Raw genomic sequence first — 24,545 nt, 5'->3', positions numbered from 1 at the left:
AGGTCGGTTAAGAGCGGAGGGAGGGGGTGAAAGAACAAAGGCTCGACTCCTCCGTCAGGACAAGCCAAGCCTTTGTATTATCTAATATTTACTACGGTCTAGTAATAGATATGCTCTCCGCGGTTTTTCTGGAAGTGCTGCTCAAAGTAGCGGGCATCTTCCGGAGTACGAGGATTGAAGCCTAGTACGATATTACCTTCCTTCACGCCTTCTTCGTATACTTTGGCGCGTTCTTCAGGTATACCGGCACCTACCAGTGCGCCAATCAGGCCGCCTGTCAGACCACCAGCACCGGCACCCGCCAGACCAGCCGCCAACGGACCTGCCACTACCAGACCAAGGCCCGGAATCGCTACTGACGTACCGATAGCCGCTATGGCACCTACAATGGCACCCAAGGTACCACCAATGGCAGAACCAGCGCCTGCACCTTCCAATGATTTGTTGCCGAGTTCCGTGTCGCCTTCTTTGTTCACTTCATTTGAGAAGTGACGCTTGCGGCCCTCATCTGACATCACTACATTGATATCATCTTTGTCATATCCTCTGGCACGTAGTTCTTCATAAGCGCGTTCAGCACTGTCTCTGTCTCTGAACATGGCTGTCATCATGTTGGTCTTATCTGTTGTGTTCATAGCTTTATTTAAGTTTATGTTTGATGGTTCAAATGTGTCTTTTTTAAGACTAGTCTATTATAACGAATCCATAAGGCTATAGTTACGAATGATTTCCATATCCTCTGACAGGCCAATCTGGTATTGCCAGGTTATGCCTGCTCTTGACTGAAAGTATTCCCAAGCCATGAAGGTGGGGGTGATTCGCTCTAGAATGAGGCTCCTCATACTTACCCGGCACAAAAAAAGCCCCCTTGTATCAGGGGGCTTTTTCTAAATTAAATGAGTTGTATTATTTTTGGTCTTGTACACGGTCAGCGGTAACAAGCACCTTGTCCACAATATGGATGACACCGTTAGCAGCTTCAATATCGGCCTCTACAACGCTGGCGCCGCCTATAGTCACGTTGTTCATGCTGTCGCCTACGCTCACATCGATGTAGTCATTTTCGCCTACCTGTATGCGCTGGTTGTTCTGAAGCTGCGCGGTGGTCACCTTGGTGGCAATCATGTGCGCTTGCAAGACCTTCAGAAGTTCATTTCTATTCTCAGGCTTTTTCAGATAGTCGAGTTGGCCCGCTGGCAGGTTTTCGAAAGCCTCGTTGGTAGGGGCAAAGATGGTGAACTCACCCTGTCCCTGCAGAGCCTTAGCCACTTTGGCGGTCTCAATCAGCTCCAGAAAGGTGGAAATCTCACTTCTGGTGGCTGCGGCATCGAGGATGGACATAGAGCTCGTCTCCATATCACTTGTGACCTCCGTACTCATTGCGTCTGTGTTGGTCGTCACGTCTGTCGTGGAAGCAGTATCTGTGGCCATATCGTCACCAGCCATCGTCTGCGTTTCGCTCATCGTGCTGGTGTCGTCTGCGGCAGTTGTGTCTGTCGTCTCGCCTGTACTGGCGCATCCATACATGAATCCTGCAGCAAGCACGGCAACAAATGGTTTTAACATTCTCAGTTTCATAGTTTTCATATTTATGTTAGTCAAAAAAAGGCGCATCAGTTACCGGAACCAACACCCTTCTTATTTAACTGCTTCTTTCCTAAAATGTTAAATAAAAAAGGGATTATCCATGGCTTTGCACCGGATAATCCCTAAAATTATTGCAATAAAGCAATAGGATATTATTTAATTATAAACTTTTACAACGAAAACGTAATCCTGTAGTTTCTTGAGTTGCTGTGTTCTGGAGCTGCCTAGCAAGGTATTGTTAGCAGGTATAGAGACGGGTGCAGTCGCTGTGCTCTGCTGCATCTCGGTCACCATCTGCAGCAGGTAAGACGACTTCACAGCAAAGGCGGCACCTTCCTGTCCAGCCTGCTTGCCATTGATTACCCCAATCACGTTGCCCTTGTCATCTAGCAGCGGACCACCGCTGTTGCCCGGGTTAAGCGGAATGGAAATCTGATAGGACGTGGTATCGCCCTCAAAGCCTGTGGCGGAACTCAGCGAGCCTTCCCCAAAGACGATGTCCTCGCGCGGGAAGCCCAGGGTATACACACGTTCTCCCAAATCAGAAGAGGCTGTTTTGAAGGTATAGGGCAGCTTACCGAATCCTCCGAAAGTAGGGTCCTCCACTTTCAGGATGGTCAGGTCATATTCTGTGTTGCGGTATACCTCTGTCACCTTGTACCTGAGTCCAGCCTTGTTCTCGATGAGGATGGAGTCGGCTTTGGCGATTACGTGCGAGCTCGTCACCACGTATCCGTCGGGGCTGATGGCGAAGCCGGTTCCGCTGAAGCGGGCCGAGCGGGGAGCCGGAGCTACCGTCTCGTTGCTGGCTATGCCGTTGATGAGGGCGCGCTGCTCCTTCTTGATTTTCTCTACTTCGCGGCGAAGCTCGATGTACCTAGCCGTCTGCTGCCGCACTGGTGCTTTCAGCTGCTGCACGCTCCAAAGCGTACCAAACACAGAGAGTAGGGACACGCTGGCTGCCACGGCCATGGTCTGTGCGTGTTTCTTCCAGAAGACTTTCCAAACGGGAACCTCTTCTGTGGCCACGGTTGGTTGCTGTGCTGCCTCCATGTCGTGGTGTATGCTGTTGAGCTTCTGGCGGAGGCTCTGGCGCTGGCCGTAGTGCTGCATGGCCTGCAGGAGCTGCTTGTGCTCCTGCACCTTGTCAGCCAGCCGGAGGTCGGTGCGCAGGAGAGCTTCAAAAGCCGCCTGCTCTTCAGCGGGCATGCTCTTGTTGAGGTAGCGCTCTATTTGCTCGTAAATGCGGTAGTCAAACATTTTCCTAAAAACTATACCTTCTGCAAGGTGGTAAATCCAATAGCGGGTGGCCTATACCTGTGGTTTATAAGCCGTGAAAAACAGTTTCTTGAGGCGCTGCAGGCACTTGTACTTCTGGTTTTTGGCTGTGTCGGTGTTGGTGTAGCCAAACTTCTCCGTGATATCCTGCATGCTTTGCAGGCGGATGTAGAAGTCCTCTAACAGGGTGCGGCAGGGTTCCCCCAACTGGGACAGCGACTCGGCCATTACCCCAAACTGCTTTTCGTTCTCCTCGTGCACAGGCACCTCGTCTTCCAAAGTAAGGTAGCTGTCCGAGTCATCAATTCTGTTGGCGTAGCGCCCTTTCTCGGCTAGCCGCTTCAGCCAAAGCCTCCTGCACACCGAGTAAATGTACGTTTTGATTTGGCAGCTGAGTTCGAGGCTGTTGCCCTTTATCTTCTCATAGAAAACGATGACGCCTTCCTGGTAAATGTCCTTGGCCTCATCATCAGTTCCACTGTTGCTGATAATGAAGTGAGATATCATGGGGAAGTGAAGCTTATACAGGTAGGCAAGCGCCCTGTCGTCATCCTGCCTGATGCCCTCTATTATCGCCTCATCCGTCTCATACAAACTCTTCTTCATTCCGCTCTACTTTTAATACTTCCGGCCGCTTTTTGTAACCCATCGAAAAATAATTTAAAAAAAATAAAAAGAGCCGGGTTACCTAGGCTCTGTTCTGGTATCAAGTTCAAATTCGAAACCAAAACACTTAATCACAAACACAAAATGAAAAATCTGTTCAAATTCGCTTTCGTAGCGTTCGCCCTGGTAGCTTTCACAGCTTGCAACACTGAAGAAACTGCAACTGAAACTGAAGCTGTAGAAACTGAAGTAACTACTGAAGAAGAAGTTGTTACTGAAGAAGTTGAAGCTGACACTACTGTTGAGACTACAGTTGAGACTGACACTACTGTAACTGTACAGTAATCAATAACGGAACTACGGTTCATACCTTATAGTTCTAAACACATAAGCAGGCCCTGCAGCAATGCAGGGCCTGCTTATTTTTATTTCAGGCTAGTCACAGGTATAGCCACGGCAGGTTTACCGCGGTGACAGGTATAGCCTAGCGCTTGGCCTTCTTGCGGCGCTCCATCTCTTTTCGAATCAGGCCGAACTCACGGCTGCTCTGCCCGGCTATGGCCGTGTTCTCGTTGGCGCGGCGCAGCAGGTAAGGCATTACGGCCTCCACCGGACCATAGGGCACGTACTTGGCCACGTTATAACCCGCCTTGGCCAGGTTGTAGGACAGGTTATCGCTCATGCCATACAGCTGTGCAAAGAAGATACGCTCGTCGTTAGGCGCGATGCCTTTCTCTTCCATCAGCTCCATGAGCAGGTAAGAACTGTTCTCGTTGTGCGTGCCGGCACAGAGGGCGATGCGGTCCAGGTGCTCCACACAGTAACGCACTGCCTCGTCAAACAGCGCATCAGAAGCTTTTTTGTTTGGGTTGATGGGGTCCTGGTAACCGTCTTCCTGCGCGCGTCTGCGCTCTTTCTCCATGTAGGCGCCACGCACCAGCTTGGCACCTACAAAATAGCCGCGCTCCACCGCCTGCTCGTAATCGCGCTTGATGACCTCGAGGCGGTCGTGGCGGTATAACTGGTATGTGTTGTAGACAATGGCCTTCTCCCGGTTGTAGAGCTCCATCATCTCGTAAGTCAGGTTATCAATCGTCTCCTGTATCCAGCTTTCCTCGGCATCCACGAACACGCGCACGTTAGCCTGGAAGCAGCGCTGGCAGATGGCATTCACGCGCTCGCGGCCACGCTCGAAGGCGGCGCGCTCATCGGCTGTGAGCTCCTGCCGCGCCTGCACCTTCTCCAGCAGCTTGATGTCTATGAGGCCTGTCACTTTGAACACCGAGAAGGGGATGTTTGGATTGCCTTTGGCCTTCTCCACGGTACGGAGCAGTTCGTCGCGGGTGGCGTTGAAGCTTTTCTCATCGCCTTCGCCCTCCACGGAGTAGTCCAGAATGGTGCCGATGTTATATCGGGCCAGCTCCTGTATAGCGCGCTCTGATTCTTCTATCGTCTCGCCTCCGCAGAAGTGGTTGAAGATGGTTGGCTTGATGATGAACTTCACCGGCAGGTGCAGGTTGAGGGCCAGATTAAGCAGACTTCCACCCACTTTCACGAACGTGTTGCTGTTCATGGACTTGAACAGCAGGTACATTTTGTACAGTTCAGCGTCTGATTTGGATGAAAAAGCGACGGCGGTGTCGTCGAAGGAAACGTTGGTAACCGGGTTCATGTAATTGAGTATTAGACGGTGCAAAGATAGTGCATCAGCCAATTTATACACCATAGCAGCCCCTCCTTGCCGCATATTTTTGTACTTTGGTCTGGTTGGGGCTCTGGCATCAAACCTCTGTGCCTGCCATATTGTTCTAATTGTCGTACCTTTGCAGGGAGATTCGACACACATGATTTTCAAGAATAAAGATACTTATTTCGCAGACCTGCTGGCGGAGCGGGGCAGGCCGCTGGTGATAGCCGGGCCGTGCAGCGCCGAGAGCGAGCAGCAGGTGATGCAGACGGCGGAGGCGCTCCAGCAACTAGGAGTGCACCTGTTCCGGGCCGGCATCTGGAAGCCGCGCTCCCGACCCAACACCTTTGAGGGAGTGGGGTTGCAGGGACTCGCCTGGCTAGGCCGCGTAAAGCGAGAACTAGGTATGCGTGTGACGACGGAGGTGGCCACGGGCCGCCATGTGGAAGAGGCGCTGAAGCAGGGGATGGATGTGCTGTGGATTGGCGCCCGCACCACCGTGAACCCTTTTGCCGTGCAGGAGATAGCCGATGCTTTGACCGGCGTTCAGGTACCGGTGATGGTGAAAAATCCAGTCAACCCAGACTTGGCACTTTGGATTGGAGCGATTGAGCGCATCTACAACGCAGGTATAACAGATTTGGCCGCCATCCACAGAGGATTCTCTTCTTACCAGCCTTCTAAGTACCGCAACGCGCCGGTATGGCAGATTCCCATTGAGCTGAAAGCCCGTTTCCAGAACCTGCCCATCATTGTGGACCCGAGCCACATTGGCGGAAGCCGCCCCCTGATACACCCGCTGTCGCAGCGCGCGCTGGATTTAGGCTATGACGGCGTGATGATTGAGACGCACCCGAACCCCGACCAGGCGCTGAGCGATGCTGAGCAGCAGGTAACGCCAGCAGCGCTAGCCGACATCCTGGGTAAACTGCAGGTCCGCAAAACCAACTACGACGATGCCGAACTGGTGAACAGGGCAGAGGAGCTGCGCCTGAAGATTGATGCCGCTGACCACGATTTGATTGGCGCGCTGGCCCGGCGCATGGCGCTGGTGGAGCAGATTGGAGAATATAAGAAACAGAACAACGTGCAGGTGCTGCAGCTGGAGCGCTGGAAAGAGATTTTTAGGACCCGCGCCGACTGGGCCGCCGAGGCCGGCATCAACCCGGCTTTCGTGGAAGAACTGTACCAACTCATACATGTAGAGTCCATCCGCAAGCAAACAGCCATCCTGCAGGCTGAGGCCCCAGAGGTTCAGCCCGATGGCGCTAAGCCTGCTTCTACGTAAGAATCACTCAGCTCAGGTGCCTGCCTCTGGTTTGTACAGGCCCTGGAGTTTACGCTATACCTTAAAAGACACGTGACAGATAACATCTATATCGGGAAAAAGGCCCTGCCACAACTGACGGAAGTGCTGCAGAACCTGGCCTTCACCAAAGTGGCCGTGCTGGTGGACGAAAACACCCTGCGCGACTGCTATGCATTGCTGAAGCCATACCTGCCTGAGCACGACATCATCCAGGTGCCGAGTGGCGAGGAGAACAAGACCCTCCATACCTGTGAGCACATCTGGCAGCGCATGACGGAACTGAACCTAGACCGTTGGTCGGTGCTGGTGAACCTGGGCGGTGGCGTGATTGGCGACATGGGTGGCTTCTGTGCGGCCGTTTTCAAGCGGGGTATGTTCTTCGTGCAGGTGCCCACCACGCTGCTGGCGCAGGTAGATGCCAGTGTGGGCGGCAAGACAGGCATCGATTTCCATGGCCTCAAAAACCACATTGGGGTATACCGCGAGCCTCGTGCTGTTATTATTAACCCGGACTTTCTGAGCACCTTGCCCCAACGCCAGATTAAGTCGGGTTATGCCGAAATCATCAAGCACTGGCTGATTGCGGACAGGGAGGCTTTCCAGGAGCAGCGGCATGTCGGTTTGTTTACGGAAGATTGGGAAGAACTTATCCGGCACTCCGTAGGTATAAAATCGGGTGTGGTGGAGGCTGATCCGCTGGAAGGCGGCTACCGGAAGGTGCTGAACTTCGGGCATACCGTAGGGCATGCCGTGGAGAGCTTCCTGCTGGAGCAACCCGGCCGGGAGCTGCTGCATGGCGAGGCCATCGCGGTGGGAATGCTGTGTGAGGCTTTCCTGTCGGTGAAAAAGGAACTGCTGAGCCAGCAGGAACTGGAGCGTATTGAGACCTTCCTGGTATCGGTGTACGATAAGGTGAAACTCACCGAGGAAGACATCAAGGCCATATCCCAGCTGGCGTTGCAGGACAAAAAGAACACCGGTTCCACCATCAACTGCACCTTATTGCAAGGTATAGGAAAGGCCGTCTACGACCAACCCGTTACCCTGTCCGAAATTCAGGCATCGTTGCGCTATTACCAACTACTATGATTAAAACTGTTACGCTCACCCATCCTTCGGGAGTTTTGAAGGGAACCATACAGCTGCCAGCTTCTAAGAGCGAGTCGAACCGCGCCCTGATTATCGCTGCCCTTTCGGGTCAGGAGTCGGAGCTGCACAACGTATCCGAGGCCAACGATACCCAATTGCTGCAGCGCCTGCTGCAAAGCACGGACGAAACGATTGATGCCGAAGATGCAGGAACCGTCATGCGGTTTCTGACGGCTTACTATGCCATAACGGGGCAGCAGAAGACGCTCACCGGAACCGAACGCATGTGCCAACGACCCATACAGGTGCTGGTGGAGGCGCTACGGGAACTGGGAGCAGGTATAGCCTACCTGGGAGAAGAGGGATATCCTCCCCTGAAAATAACCGGTTTCGAAGGCAACGGAAACAACAGGCTCAAAGTCCGCAGCGACATCAGCAGCCAGTATATTTCGGCGCTGCTGATGGTGGCGCCCCTGCTGCCGGAGGGGCTGGTGCTAGAACTGGAAGGGAAAATCGGCTCCCGACCTTACATCGAGATGACGCTCTCGCTGATGCGCCACTTCGGAGTCAGTGCGGAATTTGGAGGGAACACCATCACCGTGCCGCACCAATCCTACAAGCCGGCTAGCTTCGAGGTAGAGCCGGACTGGTCAGCAGCGAGCTACTGGTATAGCCTGGTGGCGATGGCCAAAGAAGCTGATATCCTGTTGCCCGGGCTCAAGGAGAAATCTTTGCAAGGCGACCGCGCCATCGTGGACATCATGAGGCGGCTAGGAGTGCACACAGCGTTTTCGCAGGAAGGGGTGCGGCTCACCAAAAAACACAGTGAGAAGCGCATTTCCTGCGACTTCAGTAACTACCCGGACTTGGCCCAGACAGTAGTGGCCGTATGTGCCGCCTTGGGGATAAACCTGGAAATGACGGGTGTAGAGAGCCTGCGCATCAAAGAAACCGACCGCATACAGGCGCTGCAGATTGAGGTGCTCACATTGGGCGCCTCTTTAGAGGAATACGCCCCAGGCGTTTTCCAGATGAAGCCTTCAATCATCAAAAACCGGAGGTTTGTTTTCAGGACCTACCAAGACCACCGCATGGCCATGGCCTTTGCCCCGCTGGCCCTCCTGGAGCCCATCGAGATTCAGGAGCCGGAGGTGGTACGAAAATCATACCCGCGCTTTTGGGAGGATTTGGCAAGAGTAGGCTTCGAGTTGAGCTATAAAGAACAACAGTATGGGGAAAAGGCGCCTGTTCGGTGACGCAGATTTAATTGAGATTCTGCTGAAGCAGATGGAGCTGAAAGAGACCGCTGCAGGTGGCTTCGCATCAGTCTATCAAGACACAACCAATGGCTCTTTCTGGTTGAAGTACTATGCCACCGCGGCCACGCAGGGCGGAGGTTACTTAACGCTCATGCGGTTACCAGCCCCACCCACAAAAGAGTTGATTGAATTGGCCTTGACATCGGTTTTTGAGGATGAGGCCGTGGCAGCTATCCTGCGCCTTTTAGACGAAGAAGCGATAGAGAAGAAGGATTTCCGGCAGCGCCTGGTGGAACGGCTCGAGCAGGCACACGAAGAGGCAACGGTGGAACCTGAACGGCTGGTGAAAGTCATCAAGCTAGCCGGGCTGGATGACCCGATGAACCGGCGCGAGCTGCTGCACAAGAGCCAGGGACAGATTCAGCAGGATGCGGATTATTACAAGAGGGTGGCTGATAGAGCCGCTAAACTGCTGGAGAAGCTACTTGCCTAATTCCTATACATTGAATTCCTGCCTTACCTCATTTACCAACTGTTGCAGGTATGCCGGCGCCAGTAGCAACCTGCTGCCGTACCAACTGAACATCTCTCCATCCACTACCTTGATGATAGCCTGCGGGCATAGTGCCTGAAACTCGACGAAATGTTTTTCCTGGAAGGGGTAGGGCTCTGAAGAAAGCAGGATAAGCTGTGGGGTAATTTGCTGCAACTGCTCCGGGGCCACCTCCGGATAACGCGCCGTATCAGCGAACACGTTGGCAAAGCCGCAGCGCTGCAGCATGTGGTCAATGATGTTGTGGCTGCCCACCGCCATGTACGGCTTGCGCCAGATGAAATAGGCCGTAGGTATAGCGGTCTGTAGAGGTTGCAGCTTCTCGAAGCCTGCTGCTATACCTTGGGCCAGTTCCTGCGCCCTCTGTTCTGTGTCCGTCAGCTGCCCGATTTGAAGAATCATCCCCAACGCATCTTCCAAGGTATAGATGTCACTCATCCAGACGGGATACTTCTCCTGCAGCCGGGCTATACCTTCCTGATAGTTCTCTTCCTTATTGCCTATAATCAGGTCAGGCAGCAGTTGGTCTATCACATCCAACTTGAAGTTCTTGGTGCCGCCTACCACCTCTTTTAGCTTTACCTGCTGCTGCGGATGTATACAGAACTTCGTGAGCCCTACTACACGTTCACCCAAACCAAGCTCGAAGAGAAGCTCCGTTTGCGAAGGCACCAGCGACACGATGCGCCTTGGCAGGTGCGGCAGTGTGATTTGGTGACCCATCTGATCGGTAAAGGTATAGGGAAAGCGCATGTTCAAATGTAGGGATTTGCGAGGGGGCAAAAAAGAAAAACCTCACAGGTCCAGAAGACGCTGTGAGGCTTCACATTGGCTAAAAGTGAACTCTTACTTCAGGTACCGGAAGTCCTGGTTGTCTTCTATTTTGAGGAGCGTCTCGTAAATCAGTTTTGTCACGTTCTCCACGTCATCCTTGTGCACGGTCTCCACCGTGGTGTGCATGTACTTCAGCGGCAACGATATTAGGGCTGAGGCCACACCGGCGTTGGAGTAGGCGAAGGCATCGGTGTCGGTGCCGGTTGCACGTGAAACAGCAGAGCGCTGGAACGGAATCTCTTTCTCCTTGGCGGTATTGATAATCAGGTCGCGAACATTGTTCTGCACCGCCGGGCCATAGGCAATCACCGGACCTTTGCCGCAATGGATGTCGCCGCTGTTCTTCTTGTCATACATCGGCGACTGCGTGTCGTGCGTCACGTCTGTGATGATGGCCACATTCGGGTTAATGCGATGGGCAATCATCTCAGCGCCACGCAGGCCAATTTCCTCCTGCACGGAGTTGACGATATAGAGGCCGAACGGCAGCTTGTGCTTGCGCTCGTGAAGCATGCGCGCCACCTCGGCAATCATGAAACCTCCCACGCGGTTGTCCAGAGCGCGGCCCACGTAGAACTTGTCGTTCATCACCGTGAACTCATCCTCGAAAGTAGCCACACAGCCTACGTGTATGCCCATTGCCTCCACTTCTTCGCGGTTACTGGCGCCGCAGTCCAGGAACACAGTCTCAATGGTCGGCGCTTTGTCGTTCTCCACCTTGCGCACGTGTATGGCTGGCCAGCCGAAAACAGCCTTCACTATACCTTTGGACGTATAGATGTTCACCCGCTTGGACGGAGCAATCAGGGCATCGGAGCCGCCGTTTCGCTTCAGGTATAGGTAACCTTCCTGAGTGATGTAGTTCACAAACCAGGAAATCTCGTCGGCATGCGCCTCAATCACCACCTTGTACTCCGCCTCCGGGTTTACCACACCCACCACAGTGCCATAGGTATCCACGAAGTAATCGTCGATGTACGGTTTTATATACTCCAGCCACAGCTTCTGACCCTCAGACTCGAAGCCGGTAGGAGAGGAGTTGTTCAGATATTTCTTCAGGAACTCAAAAGATTCTTCTCTCATCAATGTCAGTTAACAATTGTCAAAAATCGGTTATCAGATGATAACGGGTTGAAGCTAGGTTTGTTTACCAGTGCCTTGTCCACTGGTTGCTGCTAAAGCGGGATGTTGCCGTGCTTCTTACGAGGGAGTTGCACCGCTTTGTTCTCCAGCATCTTGAACGCCTTGATGAGCTTACCGCGTGTCTCGGATGGCATGATGACCTCATCAATAAAACCACGGTGCGCGGCACGGTAAGGCGTCGCGAATTTCTCCTTGTACTCCTGCACCTTCTCCGCCAGCTTGGCTGCCGGGTCTTCGGCCGTGGCAATCTCGCGCTTAAAGATGATTTCGGCGGCACCCTGCGCGCCCATCACCGCAATCTCGGCCGTTGGCCAGGCGTAGTTCATATCAGCCCCGATATGCTTGGAGTTCATCACATCGTACGCGCCACCGTACGCCTTGCGGGTAATCACGGTGATACGTGGTACAGTAGCCTCGCAGAAAGCGTAAAGCAACTTGGCTCCGTTCGTGATGATGCCGCGCCACTCCTGGTCGGTACCTGGCAGGAAGCCTGGTACATCCTCAAGCACCAGCAACGGCACATTGAAGCAATCGCAGAAGCGTACGAAGCGCGCGGCCTTGGTGCTGGCATTAATGTCCAGTACGCCAGCGAGCACGGCAGGCTGGTTGCCCACGATGCCGATGCTGCGGCCTCCCAAACGGGCAAATCCCACCACGATGTTCTCGCCAAAGTTTTTGTGTACTTCAAAGAAGGTGTCGGTATCAATGATGCCTTCAATCACCTCACGGATGTCGTACGGCTGGTTCGGGTTTTCAGGTATGATGGTGTCAAGTACGGAGCGGATTTCGTCAGCTGCTTCCTCATAAGGTACTGAAGGCGGCAACTCTTCGCAGTTCTGCGGGATGTAGCTCAGCAGCGTTTTGATGTAGTTGATGCACTCCACCTCGTTGGCGCAGGAGAAGTGTGTCACGCCGCTCTTGGTGCTGTGGGTGCTGGCTCCGCCCAGTTCCTCAGAAGTCACGTTCTCGTGCGTCACCGTCTTCACGACGTTAGGCCCGGTCACGAACATATATGAGGTGTCCTGTACCATCATGATGAAGTCGGTGATGGCAGGGGAGTACACGGCACCGCCGGCGCATGGTCCCATAACAGCCGAAATCTGAGGTATAACGCCAGAGGCCAGTGTGTTACGGTAGAAGATGTCAGCATAGCCGCCCAATGATACCACGCCCTCCTGTATGCGGGCACCACCAGAGTCGTTGAGACCGATGACCGGAGCGCCGTTCTTCATGGCCAGCTCCATGATTTTCACTATTTTCTCAGCGTGTGTCTCGGACAGCGAACCACCCAGCACGGTGAAATCCTGTGAGAAGACGTAGACCAAACGGCCGTGGATGGTGCCGTAGCCTGTCACCACACCGTCACCCAGGTAGTACTGCTTGTCAAGACCAAAGTCCTTTGAGCGGTGCATCACGAACTTTCNGATTTCCTCGAATGAGTTCTCGTCGAGGAGCAGGTGGATGCGCTCACGGGCTGTGAGTTTGCCTTTCTTGTGCTGTGCTTCTATTCTGTCCTGTCCGCCACCTAGCAACGCCTCCGCGTTTTTGCGCTCCAGCGTTTCTATCTGGGTTTGTCTGATTTCTCCTGCCATGAAAATGGGTATAGCTGTTTGTCTGATATCGTGTGATGAATGTCCAAATTTAAAAACTATAAGCCGAAATCAGTCACAATCCGGATACTTTTTGCAGGTATAGCCGAGCATGGCGCAGAAGCAGGGGCAAAAAATAAGGGCTGCCCATCCGGGCAGCCCTTAAAGTCAATCATATTTATAGTTTATTCGCCAGATTTATCTGTGCCTGAGTCAGTACCGGTAGATTTGGTCGGCTCTGTCTCTTCCTCTCCGTCGTCAGCCATGCCTTTGTTTTTCTTGCCATTGCTTTTCTTAGAAGAGAAGGTGAGTTTGTCATCGCCTTCCTTGTAATCCACCATCATGGTGTCGCCTTGCGCTACCTCGGCCTTCAGAATCTCTTCCGCAATTGGGTCTTCGATGTACTTCTGAATAGCACGGTTCAGCGGACGGGCACCATATTTCGGATCGTAACCTTTCTCTGCCACATAATCTTTCGCTTTGTCTGTCAGCTCAATCTTGTAGCCAAGCGTCTCAATGCGCTTGAACAGCTTACCAAGCGACAGCTCGATGATTTTGTGCATGTCTTCGCGGCTGAGCGAATTGAACACAATCACATCATCCAGACGATTCAGGAACTCAGGCGAGAACGTCTTCTTCAGGGCGCTGGCAATAGTGCCTTTCATGATATCGTCCACGTTTTCCTGCTTGCTCTTAGACATGAAACCGATACCGGCTCCAAAGTCCTGCAGGTCGCGGGCACCGATGTTGGATGTCATGATGATAATCGTGTTACGGAAGTCAACCTTGCGGCCCAGTCCGTCTGTCAAAATACCATCGTCGAGCACCTGCAGCAGCAGGTTGTACACATCCGGGTGTGCTTTCTCAATCTCGTCGAGCAGCACCACAGAGTATGGCTTGCGGCGGATTTTCTCCGTCAGCTGACCACCTTCTTCGTAGCCCACGTAGCCTGGAGGCGCTCCCACCAAGCGAGACACGCTGAATTTCTCCATGTACTCGCTCATGTCGATACGCACCAGCGAATCTTCTTTATCGAACAGGTAAGTAGCCAGTACTTTGGCAAGCTCCGTTTTACCAACACCAGTCGGGCCTAGGAACACGAATGAGCCAATTGGCTTTTTCGGGTCTTTCAGACCAACACGGGTACGCTGGATGGCTTTCACCAATTGCTTGATGGCTTTCTCCTGGCCAATCACCTTGCCACTCAGCTCGTCGGCCATGTTCAACAGCTTCTGGCCTTCGTTCTGGGCAATACGCTTCACCGGTATACCTGTCATCATGGCAATAACCTCTGCCACATTTTCCTCTTTTACCGAATAGCGCTTCTTCTTGGTCTCTTCTTCCCAGTTCTTTTTAGCTGACTCGAGTTGGTCAATGAGTTTTTTCTCTTTGTCTCGCAGCTGGGCAGCCTCTTCGTACTTCTGGCTCTTCACCACACGGTTTTTCTCCACCTTGATGTTCTCAATCTGCTCTTCGAGCTTCAGGATATCATCCGGCACCACGATGTTGTTGATGTGCACGCGCGCACCAGCCTCATCGAGGATGTCAATAGCCTTGTCCGGAAGGAAACGGTCGCTCATGTAGCGGTCCGAAAGCTTGACGCAGGCTTCGATTGCCTTGTCGGTGTAGTTCACATGGTGGTGGTCCTGGTACTTGTCCTTGATGTTGTGCAGGATTTCCATGGTCTCCTCCGGTGTGGTAGGGTCTACCATCACAATCTGGAAACGACGGGCCAACGCACCATCTTTCTCAATGTACTGGCGGTACTCGTCTAGCGTAGTCGCGCCAATGCATTGAATTTCGCCACGGGCCAAGGCAGGCTTGAACATATTGGAGGCATCCAAGGAGCCAGAGGCACCACCAGCACCTACAATCGTGTGCAGCTCATCAATAAACAGGATAACGTCCGGAGACTTCTCCAGCTCGTTCATCACAGCCTTCATGCGCTCCTCAAACTGACCGCGGTACTTCGTACCGGCCACCAATGAGGCCAAGTCCAGAGTAACCACACGCTTGTTGAACAGCACGCGGCTCACCTTTTTCTGGATGATGCGCAGGGCCAGGCCTTCAGCGATAGCTGTCTTACCCACACCAGGCTCACCAATCAGAATCGGGTTGTTCTTTTTGCGGCGGCTCAGGACCTGCGCCACGCGCTCAATCTCTTTTTCACGACCAACTATTGGGTCCAGCTTGTCGTCTTCGGCCAGCTTGGTCAAGTCGCGGCCAAAGTTGTCGAGCACCGGGGTGCGCGACTTCTCGCCAGGCTTCTTGCTCGAGCTGCTGCCAGCGCGGGATGAGCTGCCGAATAGCTTGTCAGAATCATCATTGTCATCTGTATCAGACGATGCCAGCGGATTATTGCTGTGATAATCCAGGGAGTCTCTTATTGCTTCGTAGTTCACGTTGAATTTCGCTAGGATTTGAGAAGAAATATTGTCCTCATCCCGAAGGATGGATAATAAGAGGTGTTCAGTACCTATAATGTCACTTTTGAAGATTTTGGCCTCCAGGTAAGTAATCTTAAGCACCTTCTCAGTTTGCTTGGTAAGCGGGATACTGCCGGTGATGCTGTTGCTCTGCGATGCGGTGTTTCGTGTAGCCTGCTCCAAAGCGTACTTCAGTTCATCTATCGAAACGCCCAGCTTCTTAAGCAAAGCGATGGCTGTACCTTCTCCCTCCCGAATCATGCCCAGCACCAGGTGTTCGGTGCCGATGTAGTCATGGCCAAGACGGATAGCTTCCTCACGGCTGAGTGAGATAACCTCTTTCACTCTGTTCGAGAATTTAGCTTCCATGTATACTCTATAAAAAATCTAAAAAGTCTAAAAATTATAACTGATTGAGGCTAACAGGATAAGCCCTAGTTTTCAAACAAGCCATGCGGTACAAAGGTTTAATTTGCTGCAGCCTTATTGTGTATAGGAAAGTGACTTTGGTCCCTGCGTAAACAACAAGTCAAGTATACTAAGGTCTTGTACAAATTGTTTGCCAAATACCTGCGTATAGGGTTTTACGTACAAGTTGTCAGGAATGATTTTAGGATGTATCCTATTTCTGAGGTCCAGCACTCCGGGCGGGGGCTCAGGCTGGTAGCTGTCAGTGAACTGCAGCGGCTTTTCCAGTTTCAGAAATTTAAGATAAAGCCGCAATAAGTCAATGTTGAGCTCGAACAAATATTTCGGCTGCCGCTCGTACACCTCCCGCAGATAGTCACTGTAAAATTCAAAATAGGGCGCCCGCCCATACGCCGCCTGTATGGTGCGCCAGTGCACGTTGTGCCACTTCTGGGTATAATCTATCTCAATCTGGGTGATGCGCGTCTTGTCTTTGCTGTTGCCCCGCAGCACAGGTATGCTGAGCGGCACCACTCCCTGCGCCGTGAGTACGTGGCAGCGGTTGCGGTAACTCTGCTTCACGTAGTTCTCGTGCTGCTCCACCAGCAGCGCCTCGGCCCTTGCGGCCTGTGCGAAGTACTGGATGGGTGGGTTGTACATGGTTTCGGTGAGGAGGAGCAAGGTAGTTAAAGAGTTAGAAAGAGTAGAAGTTAGAAAGCGAACGAGTATGCCTGGCTATACCTGATGGTTTTTCCAGAGCCAATCTCCATAGCTAGTGTTAATGCCAAGGCGCACATCTGCTAAATACGCATCATTTCTTTAATTTCATAATACACGGGGAGGTTGTACCTTTGCCACTGACCTATACCTTGTGAAGAAATCTCCTGACATACCTGCGCTGTATTACCCGCTCTGGCTGTTGCTGAAGGGCCTGTCGCTGTTGCCGCTGCCGGTGCTCTACGTGCTGAGCGATGCCCTATACCTGTTGGCATACCACGTGATTGGTTACCGCAAAAAGGTGGTACTGCAGAACCTGCGCAACTCCTTCCCGGAGAAGGAGGAACAGGAGATACAGCTAATCGCGAAAGACTTCTACAAGCAGTTCCTGGATGTGGTGGTGGAGATACTTAAACTGGCCTCTATGGACAAAGCAGAAATGAGGCGCCGGATTGAGTTTGCCAACCAGGAGGTGCTCGATGACTTTGTGCAGCAGGGAAAGACCGTCATCACCATGGGCTCTCACTCAGGAAACTGGGAATGGATATTGTCGGCTGGTGCGGTCCAGTTCGGTTTCCCGGCAGAGGGTGTCTACAAGCCGCTGACCAATCCTTTCTTTGAGGAGTTCATGCTATACCTGCGAACCCGGCTCGGGGCACGCCTCATCAAGATGAAGGACACGATGCGCGACTTCGTGCGCAACAGGAAAGTCCCCCGCGTTGTCGCGATGCTCTCAGACCAAACGCCACCCTTCGGCGAGATACAGTACTGGACCACGTTCCTCAACCAGGACACCGCCTTCTTTGTCGGCGCTGAAAAGTTGGCCAATGCCTTTGGTTGCCCCGTCCTGTTCCTGGATGTGTACCGCTTCAAGCGCGGACACTACAGGTTGCGCTTCGAGGTGTTGTCGGATGGAACGGCTAAACCAGTAGAGGGAGAGTTTCCCATCACAGAAGCCTTTGCCCGGCAATTGGCAGCCTCTCTCCGCCGCAGCCCCGCCGACTACCTCTGGACCCACAAACGCTGGAAGCACAAGCGACCAGTTAAAAGTTGAGAGTTAAAAGTTAAGAGTTGAAAGTTTTTTTGGTGCATGGCTGAAGTTAATCTCCGCAACCACTTTTAACTCAGAACTCCTAAAGATATTCCTCAATATCACCAGCCCCTTCGCGAAGCACCTCAAAGTTGTTGGCGGCGTCTACCACGGTAGAGGCTATGTTGTTGCCCGGGCCACCATCAATCACGGCGTCTACCAGGTTGCGGTACTTTTCATAAATCAGTTCCGGGTCAGTGCTATACTCCAGTACCTCGTCTTCATCGCGGATGGAGGTGGATAGGATAGGGTTGCCTAACTCGCTTACTAAGGCCAGGGCTATCCGATTATCGGGCACACGTATACCCACCGTCTTCTTTTTGCTGCCGGCATAGCGGGGCACCTTGCTGCTGGCATCGAGCACAAAGGTGAACGGGCCCGGCAATGCTTTCTTCATCACCTTGTAGGTGGGGGTGTCTATCTTGGCGTAGTCCGAGATGTGGGTGAGGTCGGAGCAGATGAAAGAGAGGTTCACTTTGTCCGCCTTCACGCCCTTTATTTGGCAGACGCGCTCCACCGCTCTTGTGTTGTGGATGTCGCAGCCGATACCGTAGATGGTATCGGTGGGGTAAATGATGATGCCGCCGTTGCGCAGGATGCTGACTGCCTCCTGTATCTTCTTGGGCTGTGGGTTGTCGGGGTGTATCTGTATGAAAACAGCGTTGGCCATAGTTTTATCCGGTTTGCTAGGTATAGATAAGGCATACTTGATTCGGGTGTCCTACGTTGCAGGCGGAGCGGTGGCAGGCCGTCAGCTGCGGCCGCGGGAGCAAATAAATGCAGCCCTTGTTGCATAAGCTGTGTCAAAAGTAGACAGATGAGCCAGATAAATATTATTTTTGTAGCCTAAACTAATCGGGCCGAGGAATCCTACACCCATTCCTGTGCCTTTCTGTACTATTATGGCTAACCAAGTCAATCCACGCAAGCGCGTGAAAAAAGGAAGAAACAGCTGGCTGACCGGCATCATCGTGCTGTTCCTGTTCCTGTTCGTGAGCTTCTCCTACTATGCCTACCAGATAGTCTATACCCCCAATGTAGACACCAAAGACCAGGAGACCTACGTCTACATCCCGACCGGGGCCAGCTATGAGCAGGCGCTCGATTCGGTGGAGGCCACTGGCGTCATCATTGACCGGCTGTCGCTGCGTTTCATGGCCAAGCTCATGGACTATGACCAACTGGTGAAACCAGGCCGCTACAAACTGGAAAACGGCTGGAACAACCGCCAACTCATTGGTGTGCTTCGCTTGGGCGAGCAGGACCCACTCAAACTCACCTTCACCAACATCCGGCTCCGTAGCCAACTAGCCGAGAAACTGGCTGCCTCACTGGAGCCATCTACTGAAGAACTGGACAGCCTGCTCAACGACCAGGCATACCTGCAGACGCTGGGCTTCGACACAACCAACATTGTGAGCATGTTCATCCCGAACACCTACGAGGTATACTGGACCATCACGGCCGAGGAACTGATGCAGCGCATGAAGACCGAGTACGACCGCTTCTGGACGGAAGAACGCAAGGCAAAAGCAGCCAAGCTAGGCCTGTCGCAGAAAGAGGTGTCCACGCTCGCTTCCATCGTGCAGGCCGAGACCATCAAGAATGACGAGAAGCCCCGCGTGGCAGGCGTATACCTGAACCGACTCCAGAAAGGCATCCTGCTGCAGGCTGACCCGACGGTGGTGTTCGCGGTGAGGGACTTCTCTATCCGGCGCGTGCTCAACGTGCACCTGCAGCACGACTCCCCTTACAACACCTACAGGTATGCGGGCTTGCCTCCGGGACCCATCAACGTGCCCGATATTTCCAGCATCGATGCCGTCCTGAACCCGGAGCAGCACAACTACATCTATTTCTGCGCCAAGGAGGACTTCTCGGGCTACCACAGCTTTGCCGTGACGCATGCTGAGCACATGGCCAACGCCCGCCGCTACCAGAAAGCCCTTACTGAGCGGAATATTCTGAAGTAATGGCTTAATTGCCGCATTGTTGAATTGTTGCTTTGCAGGTATAGCAAGTGCCGCCAGCAGGTCAGCCATTTAGCAGTTTAACCACCCAACCATTCAATCCATGTTTGAATCAGAAGTGCAGATACGCGTACGCTACGCCGAGACTGACCAGATGGGCTACGTGTACTATGGTAACTATGCCGCCTATTATGAGGTGGCCCGTACCGAGGTATTCAGGAGGCTGGGCATACACTACAAAGAGATGGAGGCCACCGGTACCATGATGCCCGTGCTGGAGCTCAAGTGCAAGTACATTCGTCCTGCCAAGTACGATGATATGCTCACCATCAAGTTGTTTCTGAAGCACAAGCCCCACGGCACGCGTATAAAGTTTGAGTACGAAGTGTACAACGAGGAACAGACACTGCTGAACGTGGGCGAGACCACCATGGTGTTTGTGGACATGAAGTCAGGGCGCCCGACGGCTATACCTGCGCTCATCCACCAGAAGTTGGACGGATACTATAGCGAATGAGGCTGAACCAGCAATATCTGAAGCGCCGCCGGGCGTACCGTAAGTTCATCGTGTTTCTGAAGAGGTGGCGTTTCAACAACGGCCAGTCTTCGGTGTACGAGGTGGCTGACGTGCTGCTGGGCGAACTCAGGCTGGATTCCATCACCAAACGGGGCTCCTATATGGCCTTCAACTTCACGTTGGCTATCTTTCCCACCATCATCTTCCTCTTCACGCTCATACCCTACATCCCGAGCATTCTCTCCCTTGACCTGGGCGAGAGCATCCTCAGTTTCCTGGCCGATTTTCTGCCGGAGGAGATGTATACCGTGGCTTACGACACCATTGATGACATTGTGAACAAACCGCGGGGCGGCTTGCTCTCGTTCGGTTTTCTGTTCGCGCTGATACTCTCCACCAACGGCATCATGTCGCTCATGGATGCCTTCGACAAGAAGTACCATACCTTCTATAAGCGGCCGTACATCAAGAAGCGCGTCATCGCCACCATCCTGACATTTGCCCTGTCTTTCATCCTGCTGCTGGCTGTGTCGGCTATTTTCTTCGGACAGTGGATTCTGGATGTGCTGGTGTTTTATGAGATAGTGACCGAGAGCTATACCTATACCTTGATTGTGATGCTCAAGTATGTGGCCATCATCCTGCTGTTTCTGTTGGCTACTTCGCTCATCTATTACTATGTGCCTGCCATCGAGGACAAGTGGCCTTTCTTCTCGGCGGGGGCCGTGGTGGCCACCGTGCTGATTTTCCTGGTGTCGCTCATCTTCTCCCTTTACATCAGCGCTTTCGATACCTACAACAAGTTCTACGGGTCCATCGGTGCTCTCATCGGTCTGATGATTTGGCTCGACTTCATCTCCATGATTCTGATTCTGGGTTTTGAAATCAACGTGAGCATCGACACCGTGACCAAGCGCCTCACCCGCAAGACCGCCAAAAGTCAGGAGCAGGTCATAAAAGCAGCCTAAGACATTTCTGCCTGGTTATATTATTATTTTGCTATCTTTCGTAGTATGCCGCTTCTGTAGCGGCGGGAAGACCTACGACTATGGCTTGGCTCAAAAACATCTCGCTGCAGCAACTGTACCAGGGGGCAGCCTATACCTTTCTGAAGTATCCGCTGGTGCTGCTCTCTGCCTTTGTGGGCACTTGGGCGGCCATCGCCGGTGTGGATGTGCCTTACGAGCAGCGGGAGCAATACACCTACTTGGAGAAACTGGTGCAAGTGTCAGCGTTGGGGCTGATTCTGTTTTTTGTGCTCGAGCTGATTGGCAGCAGGTATAGGTTAAGTTTGCTTCAACGGGCGGTAGGCTGGGGGGCAGGTATAGCCTTATTGGCCACTTACTATTTCCTGCTGCCCCCTGAGCTGCAGACAAAGCAGCACCTTCGGTTCTTTTTGCTGGCTTTGACTCTGCACCTGGTGGCTTCTTACGCCATGTTCTTCAATAGGCGTGAAGAGAACGCCTTCTGGCAGTTCAACAAAGCGCTGTTCCTTCGCATTCTCACCTCCGCCCTCTATTCGGCGGTGCTCTATTTGGGCCTTTCTCTGGCGGTGCTGGCGGTGGAGAATCTCTTTGAGGTGGACGTGCACTATAACTTCTATCAGAAACTCTGGTTCTTCATGGTGGGCGTGTTCAACACCTGGTTCTTCCTGGCCGGCGTGCCCGACGATGTGGCGGAACTGGAGCATACCCATACCTACCCGAAAGGGCTGAAGGTGTTCACGCAGTTCGTGCTGCTGCCATTGGTTACGCTCTACCTGGTCATCCTATACCTGTATTTTGGGAAGATAGTGCTGCAATGGGACTGGCCGCAGGGTTGGGTGTCGGTGCTGGTGCTGTGCTTCTCCATTGCAGGCATCCTGTCGCTGCTGCTCATCCATCCCATCCGCCACACCGAGGGCAACACTTGGATTCGCACCTTCGGCCGCTGGTTCTTCCGGGCGCTTTTTCCGCTCATCATCCTGCTCATGCTCGCCATTTGGCGGCGGGTGTCGGAGTACGGCCTCACCGAGGAGCGCTATTTCGTGGTGGCGCTGGCGCTGTGGCTGTTCTGCACGGCACTGTACTTTCTCTTCAGCCGCCAGAAGAACATCAAGTTCGTGCCGATTACGCTCAGTCTGGTGGCTTTGCTCTCCGCAGTTGGTCCCTTCAGCGCCTTCCAGGTATCGGAGCGAAGCCAGTTTAACAGACTGCGGATTATGCTGGAACAGCAGGGTATGTTGGTGGATGGAAAGCTTATACCTGCCACCCAGGACGTAGCAGATTCAGTAGAGCAGGAGGTGAGCTCCATCCTGCATTACTTGGATGCAGTGCACGGTCTGGAAAGGGTACAGCCCTGGTTCAACCTGAATTTAGATTCGGTGCTGGCCCAGCATCAGGATACCCTGAAGGCTCAGCGCATCTATGACCGCAACAACATTCCAGTGGTGATGGATTTGATGGGTCTAGAGTATGGACAGCGGCCTTACCTTGGTCAGGATATGTTGTTCTTCAACACGAACGCTGGGCAGCAGCAGGAGGTATGGCACATCACCGGGTATGATTACCTGCTCAACCTGCACATTGGGGCAGAAAAAGTAAACAGACAAGAAGCCCTACAACCAAACACGTACAAAATAGGAAGCGATTCATTGCAAATCCGTTACCTGGAGCCGGAGGCAGGGCAGCAGGAAACTTTGCTTTTTGTGCACGCAGAAGACAGCCTAGGACTGGTATTGGAGCCGCTGTTTCAGGAACTGCGCCAGAAGGGGCGACAGGAGATGACCGGAGAGGAAATGACATGGACGAGGAGCGGTGAGGGCTTTTCCCTGAAACTAGAGCTACAGCATGTGGCCATTCGGCGGGAAAAAGGCAAGTACCGACTAGAAAACATCTCTGGCAGGCTGCTCCTGAAAGTAGAGGATTAAATTTTGAGCTTAAGAATCAATGGCTTACTGTGGGCTCCGGATAACCAGCGAAAAATATTGCCGTATAGCTTTGAAAATTGGGCGCGGCACTATACTTTTGTGCTAGATTCAATTACAGAGAGTTGGCGGAGTGGTCGATCGCGGCGGTCTTGAAAACCGTTGACTGTAACAGGTCCGGGGGTTCGAATCCCTCACTCTCTGCTGGTAGCGATACCCAGAACTTAAAAGCCTGCAAACGATAAGTTTGCAGGCTTTTTGCTTTAAAAACTTCAGGTATGGGTGTGGCTTCATGTAATCTGTAACTATTATACAGCCAATGCTACCCTAGTTGTCTCCTCCCATCTAACCACGTTAATTATACCCTTTCAAGCACTACCGCATACCCCTGCCCAACGCCGACGCATAAAGTAGCCAACGCATAGCGTTTCTGTTGCCGTTTCAGCGACAGCGCCGCGCTGAGGATGATGCGCGTGCCGGAAATGCCGAGCGGGTGGCCCAGTGCGATAGCACCGCCGTTCACATTGACGCGGCTGTCGTCATCGGCCAGGCCTAAGGCTCTTGTGCAGGCTAGGCTTTGGGCCGCGAATGCTTCATTCAGCTCGATGATGTCCATATCAGATAGGGAGAGACCGGCTCTTTTCAGCGCCTTTTCTGATGCCGGTACCGGGCCTATACCCATGATACGTGGCTCGACTCCCACCACAGCCGAACTCACGATTCTAGCCAGGGGCGTCAGGTTGTATTTCTTGAGCGCATCCTCAGAGACGATATAGGTGGCTGCCGCGCCGTCGTTCAGGCCGGAAGCGTTGCCGGCTGTCACCGTGCCCTCTTTCTTAAAAGCGGGACGCAGTTTGGCTAGGGCCTCCAGCGTGGTACTGGGGCGCACGAACTCATCCTGGGACACGACGATGGGCTCGCCCTTGCGCTGCGGAATGGTCACCGGCATGATTTCCTCGGCCAATGCGCCGTTCTCCTGCGCCTTGGTCGCCTTCATTTGGGACTGGTAGGCGAACTTGTCCTGGTCCTCCCGTGATATCTGGTACATCTCGGCTAGGTTCTCCGCCGTCACACCCATAGGGTCAACGCCGTACATTTCCTCCATCTTGGGGTTGACGAAGCGCCATCCAAAACTCGAATCCTCCATTTTGGAGTCGGTGCCAAAAGCCTTCGATGGCTTTGAGATGACCAAAGGACCGCGTGTCATGTGCTCCACGCCGCCAGCAATGAACACATCGCCTTCGTCGGATCGGATGGCCCGCATCGCCTGCACGACCGACGCCATGCCCGAGGAGCACAGGCGGTTGACCGTCTCCCCTGGCACTGTGACCGGCAGGCCGGCCAGCAGCAAAGCCATGCGGGCCACGTTCCGGTTATCTTCCCCCGCCTGGTTGTGGCAGCCCAGAATCACATCGTCCACGCTCTCCATAGGGATATTGGGATTCCGGCTGACGAGCTCTTTGATGACCATGGCGGCCAAATCGTCGGTGCGGATGGGGGAGAGGCCTCCTCCGAGCTTTCCGATGGGGGTTCTGATTCCATCTACTAAATATGCTTCTCTTCTCATGGTTTTCAGGT

General features: G+C 53.2%; 22 protein-coding genes and 1 tRNA gene. 11 read left to right on the top strand and 12 right to left on the bottom strand.

The window, feature by feature from the left end; translation table 11 throughout:
• Positions 1 to 98 precede the first annotated feature (98 nt).
• The 4 genes from B051_RS0118905 to B051_RS0118890 all read right to left on the bottom strand — a co-directional run bounded on the left by B051_RS0118905 (position 99) and on the right by B051_RS0118890 (position 3,471).
• Positions 99 to 635, bottom strand: coding sequence for a hypothetical protein (locus B051_RS0118905; RefSeq protein WP_018479797.1), 537 nt, complete (start codon positions 633 to 635; stop codon positions 99 to 101).
• 271 nt (positions 636 to 906) lie between these two features.
• Positions 907 to 1,578 (bottom strand): fasciclin domain-containing protein, encoded by a 672-nt coding sequence (locus B051_RS0118900; RefSeq protein ID WP_245539664.1) that lies wholly within the window; start codon positions 1,576 to 1,578, stop codon positions 907 to 909.
• A gap of 165 nt (positions 1,579 to 1,743) precedes the next feature.
• Positions 1,744 to 2,847: a S1 family peptidase gene (locus B051_RS0118895; RefSeq protein ID WP_018479794.1), complete on the bottom strand. Its 1,104-nt coding sequence runs from the start codon at positions 2,845 to 2,847 to the stop codon at positions 1,744 to 1,746.
• 51 nt (positions 2,848 to 2,898) lie between these two features.
• Entirely contained in the window at positions 2,899 to 3,471 is a 573-nt protein-coding gene (locus tag B051_RS0118890) for an RNA polymerase sigma factor (protein WP_018479793.1), read from the bottom strand.
• A 144-nt stretch (positions 3,472 to 3,615) separates the two neighbouring features.
• Between B051_RS0118890 and B051_RS21650 the strand changes: the two genes are divergently transcribed.
• Positions 3,616 to 3,816: a hypothetical protein gene (locus B051_RS21650; protein ID WP_018479792.1), complete on the top strand. Its 201-nt coding sequence runs from the start codon at positions 3,616 to 3,618 to the stop codon at positions 3,814 to 3,816.
• Positions 3,817 to 3,955: 139 nt separating this feature from the next.
• Here the strand turns inward: B051_RS21650 and B051_RS0118880 are convergent, their stop codons facing one another.
• On the bottom strand, positions 3,956 to 5,143 hold the full coding sequence (locus B051_RS0118880; RefSeq protein WP_018479791.1) for a proline dehydrogenase family protein: 1,188 nt from the start codon (positions 5,141 to 5,143) through the stop codon (positions 3,956 to 3,958).
• Positions 5,144 to 5,315: 172 nt separating this feature from the next.
• Here B051_RS0118880 and B051_RS0118875 point away from each other — a divergent pair, with 172 nt between their 5' ends.
• The 4 genes from B051_RS0118875 (at position 5,316) to B051_RS0118860 (ending at position 9,308) form a co-directional block, all read left to right on the top strand.
• Positions 5,316 to 6,446: a bifunctional 3-deoxy-7-phosphoheptulonate synthase/chorismate mutase type II gene (locus B051_RS0118875; protein WP_018479790.1), complete on the top strand. Its 1,131-nt coding sequence runs from the start codon at positions 5,316 to 5,318 to the stop codon at positions 6,444 to 6,446.
• 72 nt (positions 6,447 to 6,518) lie between these two features.
• Positions 6,519 to 7,556, top strand: a complete 1,038-nt coding sequence (aroB, locus tag B051_RS0118870) for a 3-dehydroquinate synthase (protein WP_018479789.1) — start codon at positions 6,519 to 6,521, stop codon at positions 7,554 to 7,556.
• A complete protein-coding gene (locus tag B051_RS0118865; protein WP_211214357.1) occupies positions 7,553 to 8,812 on the top strand; it encodes a 3-phosphoshikimate 1-carboxyvinyltransferase in 1,260 nt (419 codons plus the stop codon). Before aroB ends, B051_RS0118865 begins: the two co-directional genes overlap by 4 nt.
• A complete protein-coding gene (locus B051_RS0118860) occupies positions 8,787 to 9,308 on the top strand; it encodes a hypothetical protein (protein ID WP_018479787.1) in 522 nt (173 codons plus the stop codon). Before B051_RS0118865 ends, B051_RS0118860 begins: the two co-directional genes overlap by 26 nt.
• A 3-nt stretch (positions 9,309 to 9,311) precedes the next feature.
• On the opposite strand, the gene B051_RS0118855 is transcribed toward B051_RS0118860, so the two are convergent.
• From B051_RS0118855 to B051_RS0118835, 5 genes are all read right to left on the bottom strand, one after another.
• Positions 9,312 to 10,121: a helical backbone metal receptor gene (locus B051_RS0118855; RefSeq protein ID WP_026236527.1), complete on the bottom strand. Its 810-nt coding sequence runs from the start codon at positions 10,119 to 10,121 to the stop codon at positions 9,312 to 9,314.
• Between the two features lie 93 nt (positions 10,122 to 10,214).
• On the bottom strand, positions 10,215 to 11,285 hold the full coding sequence (locus B051_RS0118850; protein ID WP_018479785.1) for a M42 family metallopeptidase: 1,071 nt from the start codon (positions 11,283 to 11,285) through the stop codon (positions 10,215 to 10,217).
• 92 nt (positions 11,286 to 11,377) lie between these two features.
• A complete protein-coding gene (locus B051_RS0118845; RefSeq protein ID WP_018479784.1) occupies positions 11,378 to 12,937 on the bottom strand; it encodes an acyl-CoA carboxylase subunit beta in 1,560 nt (519 codons plus the stop codon).
• A gap of 182 nt (positions 12,938 to 13,119) precedes the next feature.
• A complete protein-coding gene (locus B051_RS0118840; RefSeq protein ID WP_018479783.1) occupies positions 13,120 to 15,729 on the bottom strand; it encodes an ATP-dependent Clp protease ATP-binding subunit in 2,610 nt (869 codons plus the stop codon).
• A 114-nt stretch (positions 15,730 to 15,843) separates the two neighbouring features.
• Positions 15,844 to 16,449, bottom strand: coding sequence for a WbqC family protein (locus B051_RS0118835; protein WP_245539663.1), 606 nt, complete (start codon positions 16,447 to 16,449; stop codon positions 15,844 to 15,846).
• A gap of 190 nt (positions 16,450 to 16,639) precedes the next feature.
• On the opposite strand from B051_RS0118835, the gene B051_RS0118830 reads away from it, so the two are divergent.
• Positions 16,640 to 17,539 (top strand): lysophospholipid acyltransferase family protein, encoded by a 900-nt coding sequence (locus tag B051_RS0118830; protein WP_018479781.1) that lies wholly within the window; start codon positions 16,640 to 16,642, stop codon positions 17,537 to 17,539.
• Positions 17,540 to 17,618: 79 nt separating this feature from the next.
• On the opposite strand, the gene B051_RS0118825 is transcribed toward B051_RS0118830, so the two are convergent.
• The gene (locus B051_RS0118825; RefSeq protein ID WP_018479780.1) at positions 17,619 to 18,245 is read right to left on the bottom strand and encodes an L-threonylcarbamoyladenylate synthase; all 627 of its coding nucleotides are present in this window, start codon (positions 18,243 to 18,245) and stop codon (positions 17,619 to 17,621) included.
• Between the two features lie 232 nt (positions 18,246 to 18,477).
• Here B051_RS0118825 and mltG point away from each other — a divergent pair, with 232 nt between their 5' ends.
• From mltG to B051_RS0118800, 5 genes are all read left to right on the top strand, one after another.
• A complete protein-coding gene (mltG, locus tag B051_RS0118820; RefSeq protein ID WP_018479779.1) occupies positions 18,478 to 19,548 on the top strand; it encodes an endolytic transglycosylase MltG in 1,071 nt (356 codons plus the stop codon).
• Between the two features lie 100 nt (positions 19,549 to 19,648).
• Entirely contained in the window at positions 19,649 to 20,062 is a 414-nt protein-coding gene (locus tag B051_RS0118815; protein WP_018479778.1) for an acyl-CoA thioesterase, read from the top strand.
• A complete protein-coding gene (locus B051_RS0118810) occupies positions 20,059 to 21,030 on the top strand; it encodes a YihY/virulence factor BrkB family protein (protein ID WP_018479777.1) in 972 nt (323 codons plus the stop codon). Before B051_RS0118815 ends, B051_RS0118810 begins: the two co-directional genes overlap by 4 nt.
• A gap of 80 nt (positions 21,031 to 21,110) precedes the next feature.
• Positions 21,111 to 22,970, top strand: a complete 1,860-nt coding sequence (locus B051_RS21645; protein WP_018479776.1) for a DUF4153 domain-containing protein — start codon at positions 21,111 to 21,113, stop codon at positions 22,968 to 22,970.
• 116 nt (positions 22,971 to 23,086) lie between these two features.
• Positions 23,087 to 23,171 (top strand) — tRNA-Ser (locus tag B051_RS0118800).
• Positions 23,172 to 23,325: 154 nt separating this feature from the next.
• Here B051_RS0118800 and pcaF read toward each other — a convergent pair.
• The gene (pcaF, locus tag B051_RS0118795) at positions 23,326 to 24,534 is read right to left on the bottom strand and encodes a 3-oxoadipyl-CoA thiolase (RefSeq protein ID WP_018479775.1); all 1,209 of its coding nucleotides are present in this window, start codon (positions 24,532 to 24,534) and stop codon (positions 23,326 to 23,328) included.
• Positions 24,535 to 24,545 lie beyond the last annotated feature (11 nt).

Source organism: Pontibacter roseus DSM 17521, assembly GCF_000373265.1.
Lineage (GTDB): Bacteria > Bacteroidota > Bacteroidia > Cytophagales > Hymenobacteraceae > Pontibacter > Pontibacter roseus.
Note: the sequence above shows the minus strand (reverse complement) of the source record. Positions and strands in the feature narration are given on the sequence as shown.

Excerpts from the sequence above, each read along its gene's own strand:
- mltG (WP_018479779.1), top strand. The coding sequence starts at position 18,478 with ATGGCTAACCAAGTCAATCCACGCAAGCGCGTGAAAAAAGGAAGAAAC.
- B051_RS0118840 (WP_018479783.1), bottom strand. The coding sequence starts at position 15,729 with ATGGAAGCTAAATTCTCGAACAGAGTGAAAGAGGTTATCTCACTCAGC.
- B051_RS0118875 (WP_018479790.1), top strand. The coding sequence starts at position 5,316 with ATGATTTTCAAGAATAAAGATACTTATTTCGCAGACCTGCTGGCGGAG.
- B051_RS0118815 (WP_018479778.1), top strand. The coding sequence starts at position 19,649 with ATGTTTGAATCAGAAGTGCAGATACGCGTACGCTACGCCGAGACTGAC.
- B051_RS0118825 (WP_018479780.1), bottom strand. The coding sequence starts at position 18,245 with ATGGCCAACGCTGTTTTCATACAGATACACCCCGACAACCCACAGCCC.
- B051_RS0118850 (WP_018479785.1), bottom strand. The coding sequence starts at position 11,285 with ATGAGAGAAGAATCTTTTGAGTTCCTGAAGAAATATCTGAACAACTCC.
- B051_RS0118860 (WP_018479787.1), top strand. The coding sequence starts at position 8,787 with ATGGGGAAAAGGCGCCTGTTCGGTGACGCAGATTTAATTGAGATTCTG.
- B051_RS21645 (WP_018479776.1), top strand. The coding sequence starts at position 21,111 with ATGGCTTGGCTCAAAAACATCTCGCTGCAGCAACTGTACCAGGGGGCA.
- B051_RS0118810 (WP_018479777.1), top strand. The coding sequence starts at position 20,059 with ATGAGGCTGAACCAGCAATATCTGAAGCGCCGCCGGGCGTACCGTAAG.
- pcaF (WP_018479775.1), bottom strand. The coding sequence starts at position 24,534 with ATGAGAAGAGAAGCATATTTAGTAGATGGAATCAGAACCCCCATCGGA.
- B051_RS0118855 (WP_026236527.1), bottom strand. The coding sequence starts at position 10,121 with ATGCGCTTTCCCTATACCTTTACCGATCAGATGGGTCACCAAATCACA.
- B051_RS0118890 (WP_018479793.1), bottom strand. The coding sequence starts at position 3,471 with ATGAAGAAGAGTTTGTATGAGACGGATGAGGCGATAATAGAGGGCATC.
- B051_RS0118880 (WP_018479791.1), bottom strand. The coding sequence starts at position 5,143 with ATGAACCCGGTTACCAACGTTTCCTTCGACGACACCGCCGTCGCTTTT.
- B051_RS0118905 (WP_018479797.1), bottom strand. The coding sequence starts at position 635 with ATGAACACAACAGATAAGACCAACATGATGACAGCCATGTTCAGAGAC.
- B051_RS0118865 (WP_211214357.1), top strand. The coding sequence starts at position 7,553 with ATGATTAAAACTGTTACGCTCACCCATCCTTCGGGAGTTTTGAAGGGA.
- B051_RS21650 (WP_018479792.1), top strand. The coding sequence starts at position 3,616 with ATGAAAAATCTGTTCAAATTCGCTTTCGTAGCGTTCGCCCTGGTAGCT.
- B051_RS0118900 (WP_245539664.1), bottom strand. The coding sequence starts at position 1,578 with ATGAAACTGAGAATGTTAAAACCATTTGTTGCCGTGCTTGCTGCAGGA.
- B051_RS0118895 (WP_018479794.1), bottom strand. The coding sequence starts at position 2,847 with ATGTTTGACTACCGCATTTACGAGCAAATAGAGCGCTACCTCAACAAG.